11 protein-coding genes and 1 pseudogene are annotated in these 7,745 nt (G+C 70.0%); 5 read left to right on the top strand and 7 right to left on the bottom strand.

Annotated elements, in window-relative coordinates; translation table 11 throughout:
* Positions 1 to 32: 32 nt before the first annotated feature.
* Complete coding sequence (locus tag AX737_RS01680; protein WP_066918486.1) at positions 33 to 359, bottom strand: hypothetical protein; 327 nt, start codon at positions 357 to 359, stop codon at positions 33 to 35.
* A 409-nt stretch (positions 360 to 768) separates the two neighbouring features.
* On the opposite strand from AX737_RS01680, the gene AX737_RS01675 reads away from it, so the two are divergent.
* Positions 769 to 1,050, top strand: coding sequence for a hypothetical protein (locus AX737_RS01675; protein ID WP_066918484.1), 282 nt, complete (start codon positions 769 to 771; stop codon positions 1,048 to 1,050).
* A gap of 98 nt (positions 1,051 to 1,148) precedes the next feature.
* Positions 1,149 to 1,610, top strand: a complete 462-nt coding sequence (locus AX737_RS01670) for a thermonuclease family protein (protein ID WP_066918482.1) — start codon at positions 1,149 to 1,151, stop codon at positions 1,608 to 1,610.
* Here AX737_RS01670 and AX737_RS36720 read toward each other — a convergent pair.
* Complete coding sequence (locus AX737_RS36720) at positions 1,540 to 2,274, bottom strand: ProQ/FINO family protein (protein WP_156453469.1); 735 nt, start codon at positions 2,272 to 2,274, stop codon at positions 1,540 to 1,542. The two genes, AX737_RS01670 and AX737_RS36720, sit on opposite strands and share 71 nt — an antisense overlap.
* Positions 2,275 to 2,440: 166 nt before the next feature.
* Here AX737_RS36720 and AX737_RS01660 point away from each other — a divergent pair, with 166 nt between their 5' ends.
* The 3 genes from AX737_RS01660 to AX737_RS01650 all read left to right on the top strand — a co-directional run bounded on the left by AX737_RS01660 (position 2,441) and on the right by AX737_RS01650 (position 5,009).
* Positions 2,441 to 2,872, top strand: a complete 432-nt coding sequence (locus AX737_RS01660; RefSeq protein ID WP_066918478.1) for a hypothetical protein — start codon at positions 2,441 to 2,443, stop codon at positions 2,870 to 2,872.
* A gap of 36 nt (positions 2,873 to 2,908) precedes the next feature.
* Positions 2,909 to 3,316 carry a hypothetical protein gene (locus AX737_RS01655; protein WP_156453468.1) on the top strand — a complete coding sequence of 136 codons (408 nt, stop codon included), beginning with the start codon at positions 2,909 to 2,911 and terminating at the stop codon, positions 3,314 to 3,316.
* A gap of 214 nt (positions 3,317 to 3,530) precedes the next feature.
* Positions 3,531 to 5,009, top strand: a complete 1,479-nt coding sequence (locus AX737_RS01650; RefSeq protein ID WP_066918474.1) for a PAS domain-containing methyl-accepting chemotaxis protein — start codon at positions 3,531 to 3,533, stop codon at positions 5,007 to 5,009.
* A gap of 79 nt (positions 5,010 to 5,088) precedes the next feature.
* Here AX737_RS01650 and AX737_RS31695 read toward each other — a convergent pair.
* The 5 genes and pseudogenes from AX737_RS31695 to repC all read right to left on the bottom strand — a co-directional run.
* Positions 5,089 to 5,418 (bottom strand): annotated as a pseudogene (locus AX737_RS31695) (malate:quinone oxidoreductase); the annotation flags it as partial.
* A 21-nt stretch (positions 5,419 to 5,439) separates the two neighbouring features.
* A complete protein-coding gene (locus AX737_RS01640) occupies positions 5,440 to 5,688 on the bottom strand; it encodes a hypothetical protein (protein WP_082772814.1) in 249 nt (82 codons plus the stop codon).
* Between the two features lie 443 nt (positions 5,689 to 6,131).
* On the bottom strand, positions 6,132 to 6,311 hold the full coding sequence (locus AX737_RS01630) for a hypothetical protein (protein ID WP_156453467.1): 180 nt from the start codon (positions 6,309 to 6,311) through the stop codon (positions 6,132 to 6,134).
* Positions 6,312 to 6,320: 9 nt separating this feature from the next.
* The gene (locus AX737_RS32830) at positions 6,321 to 6,494 is read right to left on the bottom strand and encodes a hypothetical protein (RefSeq protein WP_156453466.1); all 174 of its coding nucleotides are present in this window, start codon (positions 6,492 to 6,494) and stop codon (positions 6,321 to 6,323) included.
* Positions 6,491 to 7,745: plasmid replication protein RepC (repC, locus tag AX737_RS01625; RefSeq protein ID WP_348626794.1), on the bottom strand; the 1,255-nt coding region annotated here is incomplete at its 5' end. The genes repC and AX737_RS32830, both read right to left, overlap by 4 nt.

Below are 7,745 nucleotides of genomic sequence, written 5' to 3'. Positions count from 1 at the left end.
GCAGGGCCCGGCCCCCTCCGACTCTGCGAGCCTCAGCGCGGCCGCTCGGCCCGGCGCCAGCGCACGAAGCGCGCGGTTTTTCCCTCACACTGGGCCAGGCCGCGCCGCTCGAGCTCGTCGCAGGCCGCGCTGATCGGCGCGAGCGGCAGGTTGAGCCCCAGCATCTTCACCGTCATCCGGCAGGCCGTGCCGACGGCGATCAGCCGCGCTCTGGACCTCAGGACGGACGTGGAGACGAACGCGTCGGTGAGGGCCGCCAGCAACGCCTGCTCCAGGCTGGTGAGCGGTCGCTGGACGGCCGGCGCGGGCTGACCCTGCGGGTCGGCCTGCCCCGGGACGTGAGGTGCCGCGTCGACCATGCGTGTTCCCGACCCGTCCGGGGCAGGTTCTAACCGGGGCCGGGACGCTCGGCCAGGAGACGCGGGCCGATCGGAGGGCGAACGCGCTCAATCCGGTGTAAAGCGCGCCGCGACAAAAAAGGTGCCCCCGAAAGGGGGCACCCAGGTTGCGTTCTGGTCTCAGGAGGAACGCACCGGATCCGTATCGATGCTGTGCAGCACCGGGAAGATCTGCTCAGCAAGAGCATGAAAGCAAATCCGCTCCATTGTAACGTCAGCTCACACGAACTCGGGCGACGATCCGGCAAGGAGCGCAAAGCAACCCGATTGAGCAGCGATGCCGCCCCTCGAACCAAGTGACTGGCCTCCTCCGGCTCCCGCACCTCCAGACGGATGAAACGGACGGGCACGCATGCGATAAGGGGCCGGCATGTCATGCTCCGCGGCCCCCGACACCGCCCACCCCGACCTGCGCACCTGGCGTGCGCGCCTCGCGGCCCTGGACCCGGACACCTCCCCCTGCCCCGGGCTGTTCGGCGAGGCGTGGCAGAGGAAGCATGCGGCCATGCTGAGCTTCCTCGATCGGTTCGGAGCGCGGGCTGTCGATCTCGGCTGGAGCGAGCTGGACCTGTTCGGGGTCCACCCGACCGCCGGCATCATCCGCATCGACCACTGCGGCGCCCTGGTGCTGGGCCGGCGCGAGGCGGAATGAGTCGACGCAACCCAGATGGGTTTCGGCAACCTGACCTACGATCGCGACACGCCCGGGCGCCCGCGTGGCATCCCGATCCGGGCGTTCGGAGGCTGACGATGATCGGCGCGAGATCTGCCGCGCTGGCGACGGCCTTGGCCTTTGGCAGCCTCCTGACCGCGGGACCGGGCTGGGCCGAACGCGACGACGGCGACCAACTGATCGTGCTCGACGGCGATACCGTCGTCCTGCCCTGCGCCGTCCCCACTCGGAGCTGCGCCGAGAAGGTCCGGCTGACCGAGATCGATGCGCCCGAGGTGTTCCACCCGGATTGCGAGGCGGAACGGATCGCCGGCCTGCGCGCGAAGGAGCGCGTGGCCGGCCTGATCCGCGGCCAGCCCGTCGAATTGGTGCGGTCGGGGGAGACGGACCGCGACGGCCGGACGCTCGGATCGTTGCAGGTGCCGACGGGCGCGGTGGGGGCGATCCTGCTGCACGAGGGGCTGGCGCTCAGCGACCGGCCGGGCCGGGAGGCGAAGGCGGCGCCGACGGCGCAGGGGTGCCGGCCGGATCGGCGCTGAGGGCAGCACCAGTCTCCCGGATGGCTCGTGCTGCGCGCTCGGCCTTGCGTTGCCGATCCCGCGCGATGAGCCTCTGGCAACCGCGCTGCGCGTCGTGGCGGTCGACCTCGCTGACAGGCTCGACCGGATTGCCGTCGGCGTCGTGGCGCATCGAGCCGGGCTGCGCCACGGCGAAGAGGTAGAGGAAGCTGCGCGCGTAGTCCTGGATGGCCCGCTTCAGCTCGGCGGCCGGCACGTCGGGCTTGCAGCGCGCGGCGATCTCGGCGCCGAGGCCGATCCGGAAGGGGCGCACGACCTCGCCCTCTCTGGTCGGGAGCACGGCGATCGGCGCGACGAGGAGGCCGTCGAGACGGCGGGCCCGCGCGACGTCGAACGGCCTGGCCCGGATCGGCCCGATCGTGTCCGTCCAGGGCTCGAAGGGTGGCTTCGGCCTGATCCGAGCCGGCGCCGTGACCGGCTCGGCCGGAGCCAGCGGGGGCGGCTCTGCGGGCGCAGGTCCGACCTGGGCGACCGGTGCGACCGGAGCGAGCGGCTCGGGCATGGCGGCGGGAGCGGTGCCTTTGAGGGTAAGCGTCGGCCGGACGGGTCGCGGCGCGGGCTTGGCTGCCGGCCGGCGCGGGCGGCCGGGGATCGACGGACGGGACTGCTCGTCGCGTGTGCTCATCGGGCCTCGCTCGTCATGCGGTCTCGCCAGGAGCCCGCACGGCCTGTCCTCTGTCGAGCCAAGCGGGGGGCGCCTGTCAATTCAGGACACCCCCGCGACATAAGCCGCGCGGTCGAGAGGAAGGGGGGATTCGCCTTCATCCCGGCCGTGCTAGCGTGGCCGCATCGTGCCGATCCGCCCCGAACACCGCTACTTCTACCCGATCGACTGGCCGCAGCTCTCGGCCGCGATCCGCTTCGGCCGGGCCGGCGGACGCTGCGAGGCCTGCGGCCGGCCGCACGGACAGGTGATCGTCTGCCTCGACGCGGGCACGTGGTACGACGCCGAGGCCGGATCCTGGCGCTCCGGGCGCGGGCGGCCGCTGCGGCGCCCGCCGGAGCTCTCCGCCCTGGCCGGGGCGCGACTGACGCTGCCGATCCTGGCGACGTGCCACCGGGCGCACGACACCAGCCTGAACGGCGACCGGGATCTCGCGGCGTGGTGCCAGCGCTGCCACCTGCTGCACGATCGGCCCGAGCACCTGCGCCGCCGCCGGCTGACCTACCTGCGGCGGCGCGCGCTCGGTGACCTGTTCCTCGGGCCCTACCCGCTGGCGTGAGACCGCGACCGGCGTGATGACCGACGGCATCGAGGCGTGCGCATGCCCACCCCTCACCTCGACGGCATAGCGAAGCTCCTGCCGGGAGCGCGGGACGCGCTCGACGCCCTCGGTGCGGATTGGTCACCGGACCCGCCGCCCGCGACCGTCGTGGCCGCGGCCTTGGCACGAGTCTTCATCCATGGACACGGCATGCTGCTTCGTGCCGCCGTGGCGGACGTCCTCCGCCAGTGCGAGCGGGCCCTGGAGAACGGGCCGGCGGAAGAAGGCGACGCACTGGCGACCGGGTTCCTCGAAGCGCTCCAGCACGCCGATGGGGCGGACGCGTTCGACTTCTCGCTGATCGCCGATCGCCTCGGCCAGAGATCCCGAGCCTACTGCGAAGCGACGGATGCGTTTTGGGGTGTACAGACCCGCGGCCTGACAAATCAGTCGAAGACGTGACGCGCGCAGAACGGTGCATTGGATCGGATCGACGCCTCTGTGGTGCCGCAGACCGGCATCTCGGCCGGAAAGCCTAATCCATTCCGTGCGCAGCTATAGCTCAGTTCAAGATTTTTTATCGTATGGCGACTTCGGGATCGGGACCTTTGCCGATTATTAAGTTTTTGTGACGCTCAATAGAATAAATGTCTCCTATCCTGCCAGCGGATCAGCGATGTTCGACCTCAAGGCTGACGGCGCGAGCGCCAATTTCCGAGCCCTCGATCGCTCCCAGGCGATCATTGCGTTCAAGCCCGACGGCACGATCCTGACCGCGAACGTCAACTTCCTCGCCGTCGTCGGCTATACCCTGGCCGAGGTGCAGGGGCAGCACCACGGCCTGTTCGTCGAACCCGCTTACCGCGAAAGCCCGGAGTACCGCGCGTTCTGGGATGGCCTGCGCGGCGGCACCTACCAGGCCGCCGCCTTCAAGCGGATCGGCAAGGATGGGCGCAAGATCTGGATCCAGGCGAGCTACAATCCCGTGCACGACCGGGCCGGACGCGTGGTCCGGATCGTCAAGGTCGCCACCGACATCACCGCGCAGAAGGCGCGCGATCTCGACCTCGCCGGCCAGATCGCGGCGCTCCACCGCTCGCAGGCGGTGATCGAATTCGCGCCGGACGGCGCCATCCTCGACGCCAACGCCAACTTTCTCGCCGTGATGGGCTACGACCTCGACGAGGTGAGGGGCCGCCACCACAGCCTGTTCATGGACGAGGCCGAGCGGGCGAGCCCCGCCTACCGCGAGTTCTGGGCGGCGCTGGCGCGCGGCACATTCCAGTCGAGTGAGTTCCGGCGCATCGCCAGGGGCGGCCGGGCGGTGTTCATCCAAGGCACCTACAACCCGATCACCGACGCGGACGGGCGCGTGGTCAAGGTGGTGAAGTTCGCCGTCGACGTGACCGCGCAGGTGCTGGAGCGGCAGCGCCGGGCCGAGGCGCAGCGGGCGATCGGCACCGACCTCGACGCCATCGGGCAGGCGGTCGAGGATGTGAGCCGTCAGACGGCGGATGCCGCCGGCACGGTCGGGCGCGTGGCGGGCGACATCCAGGCGGTGGCGGCCGGGGCGGAGGAGCTGTCGGCCTCGGTCGGCGAGATCAGCCAGCAGGTGAGCAACGCCGCGCGCATGGCCGGCGAGGCGGTCGAGAAGGCTCAGCACACCGGGGGGATCGTCGCGGGCTTGAGCGGGCAGGCGGCGCAGATCGGCGAGGTGGTGGCGATGATCCAGGGCATCGCCAGCCAGACGAACCTGCTGGCGCTGAACGCGACGATCGAGGCGGCCCGCGCCGGGGCGGCGGGCAAGGGCTTCGCGGTGGTGGCGGCCGAGGTGAAGGCGCTGGCCGAGCAGACGGCCAAAGCCACCGACCAGATCCGCGGGCAAATCGGCGCGACGCAGGCGGCCACGCGGGAGGCGGTGGAGGCGATCGGCTCGATCCAGAGCTCGATCCGGGCGCTGAACGAGGTCTCGGCGGCGATCGCGGCGGCGGTGGAGGAGCAGTCCGCAGTCATGCGCGAGATGTCGGGCAGCATGCAGACGGCCTCGCAGGGCGCGGCCGGGATCGCGGCCGGCGTCGAGGCCATCGCGGCCGCGAGCGGTCGCGTCGAGGCGGCCACGCAGCAGGTGCGGGAGTTGGCGCGCGCCGTGGCTTGAGGAGCAGCGCGGTGTGACGGGAGATGGGGCCGCCGTACTGCACCCGTGACGGGATCAGACGTTCTCGATCTTGAGGATCGGCGCGGGTCCGGCGGCAGGCGTCCGCGTCCCGCTTCAAGTCGATGCCGTAGGTCGGGATGACCTCCTTCAGCCGCGGCAGCCACGCGTCCGGTGTCAGGCGATCGCCGAAGCAGGTCTGGAGCACCTCCAGGGCGATGAAGGCTGCCGTCGAGGCGCCGGGCGAGGCGCCGAGCAGCGCGCAGATCGATCTGTCGGGCGCCGCGACGAGTTCGGTGCCGAACTCCAGGGCACCCTCCTTCTTGAAGATGCTGTGCTGGCCCGTCGGCTTGATCGTCTGCACGCGCTGGCCCGCCACCGCCTCCCGCCAGTCCTTCTTGATCGCCTGAGGGGTGGATCGTCAGCCATGACATCATCCCTTGACCGGCCGCGCCATCAGGATCGCGGTGCGCCGCCAGCCGGGTTTCGCTTCGGGATCGGCCAGCGCATTCGCGGAAGGCTCATGCGCTTCGATCTTCGCGGCAAAATCGAGCAGATAGCCGCCGCCGATTGGGTACGGCCCCGTTTCGGGCTTCGCAAGCACCGCGTCCACTGCCCTGATGAGCTCGTCGTCGTGAACGGAGCCAGCCTTGCTGAGATCGCCTGTCGTGGGATCAGGCATGGGCGCTTTGCTCTGGGATGAGGCGGGTTATGAGCCGGGCGGCGATAGCCTCCGCCTCCTCACTCTTGCATCCAAGATCCGATCCGCACTCGCGGATCAGCTTCTCCCCCGCACAGGCCTCGCACAGGATGCGTTGCGGTCCGCGCTGGCCCTCGCGCATCCGGGCGAAGGTGAGGGCGCGTCCGCAGCCAACGCCGCAGCGAATTAGGACATCGTTCACACCGCCCTCCCCTCTCGTTCCTCGCCACCAATCGCACCCCTGCTCGTTCCAGCATGGCCCAGATCCTTGGCGCGCGGGCGGGCAGTTCCGCCAGTCCCGTCCCGGTCCCGCTCGTTAGCCAGATCACCGTGCCGCCGGCTTCAAGGTGCGTGCGCAGCGGGGCGAAGATCGGGGTGGCCGCCTGTTGTATCACTGGTAGATCCGTCAGGTAGGCCCCCGCATCTCACCGCGGCACCCACATCAGCGGGATGCCAAATGCGTTCAGCTCGTCCCGGGTCACGGCTTGTCCGCCCTTTCCCCAGCCTGCGAGGTTGTCGCCGAAGACAACGAGCGCATCCGGGTTCTGGCAGCATAGGGCGACGCTGAAGATGGATTCGTAGCGGAGGCGGATGGCCAGCTTCATCGTTAGCATCTACGTGGCCTGATCGTGCTCGGTCTCCATTTCGATTACTTGCTCGGGCATGAGCGAGCGATAGCACTCGTCCAGCTCAGCCCGGAACTCGTCCGGCATGCGGGGGCCGCTCACACGGAGGTCGCTTTCGATGACCGCGGCCAGTTCGCGGGTGCTGTCGTCCGGCTCGTTCAAGCCACCCTCCCCTTCAACTGCGCCCGGTTCAGCGCCTGAAGCACTGGCCCGAGACTGTACTCGCCCCGACGCTTTCGTTCCACAAGCGTTCTCAGATATCCGCCCGGCGCCTTGATGTGTTCGGCCCGTTGCAGGATCGCTGCGACCGTCACCGCTGCTGCATCCTCGCCCATCACTTCCCGTGCTTCATCCCAGGCATGCGGGCTGATCCCGAGCATAGAGCGGACGATTTCTGCGGTGTCGACGAGTTCTCGCCAGGAGCCGATGCCGCCCCGGGCGTAGTCCCGGATGTCGGGGCAGGCGTCGAGAACGAGGCCGAGCGGGTAGATGGCGCGAATTGGGAGATGGGAGGCGGCCGTCCCCTGCCCTGCCCCGCCACGCGCTGGCGCCGCGCCGCTCACCGGGCCGGGCGGTGCCGATTCCTTCTGCCTCATCCCGGAGGCCGGTTCAGAACTAAAAGGCTCGGGGTTTGAATTTTGACTGTGCCGCTCATCCTGATCGGGATTGCCGCTCGATTCTGTCTCTTCGTGAAGTGAGAGCAACAGCTTACCTACATCGGCAGCCAAGTGCATCAGGGCTTCGGCAACTACATCCAGATCGGTTCGGGTGGGCACGCGGGGCACGGCGCCCAGGATCGCGCCGTAGCGGCACCGCAGTGGCTCCGCGGCGCCCAGTGCGCCCTCTGCCACCTCTAGGGCCTGGATCAGCTTCGCGCAGTCCCGGCGCAGCAGCGTGACGCGCTCGCGGGCGATGCGCAGCGCCAGCGCCGCGGCGCGCACGGCCTCGGCCATCCGGGCGAACTCGGCCACGCGCGCGACGAGGGGGGTAAGGTCGAAGCCGTAGGCCTGGGCGACTTGGCCCCCTACCCCGCGCCGACAGTAGCGCTTTCCGTTCGGGCTGTCCCGGCGGATGACAATTCCAGCCTCGACCAGGGCGGCGAGGTGACGCCGGATCGTGGCCTCGGCCATGCCGCGCGTGCGCGAGCCCAGCGCCCGGTTCGACGGGAAAACGACGAGCCCAGGCCCCTCCCCGATCTGCAGAGCGGTCTCGGGCAGGAAGGACGCGAGCGCGTCGAGCACGGCAAGGCTCGGCGCCGAAAGGCCGAGTTGCGCGCGTGCCTCGGTGATATCGCGGAGCACGGTCCACTTCTGGACGGTGGTCTCGCGCGGGCAGCCGTCCGCGTTCGCCTGCGCACGCACCTGCGCAGCCGTCAGCGATCGCCGCCCGAAGGGCGTCGTGATGTGGAGGGTC

The organism is Methylobacterium sp. CCH5-D2, assembly GCF_001556475.1.
Lineage (GTDB): Bacteria > Pseudomonadota > Alphaproteobacteria > Rhizobiales > Beijerinckiaceae > Methylobacterium > Methylobacterium hispanicum.
The sequence above is the reverse complement of the archived record's forward strand: the minus strand, read 5'-3'. Positions and strand labels throughout refer to the sequence as shown.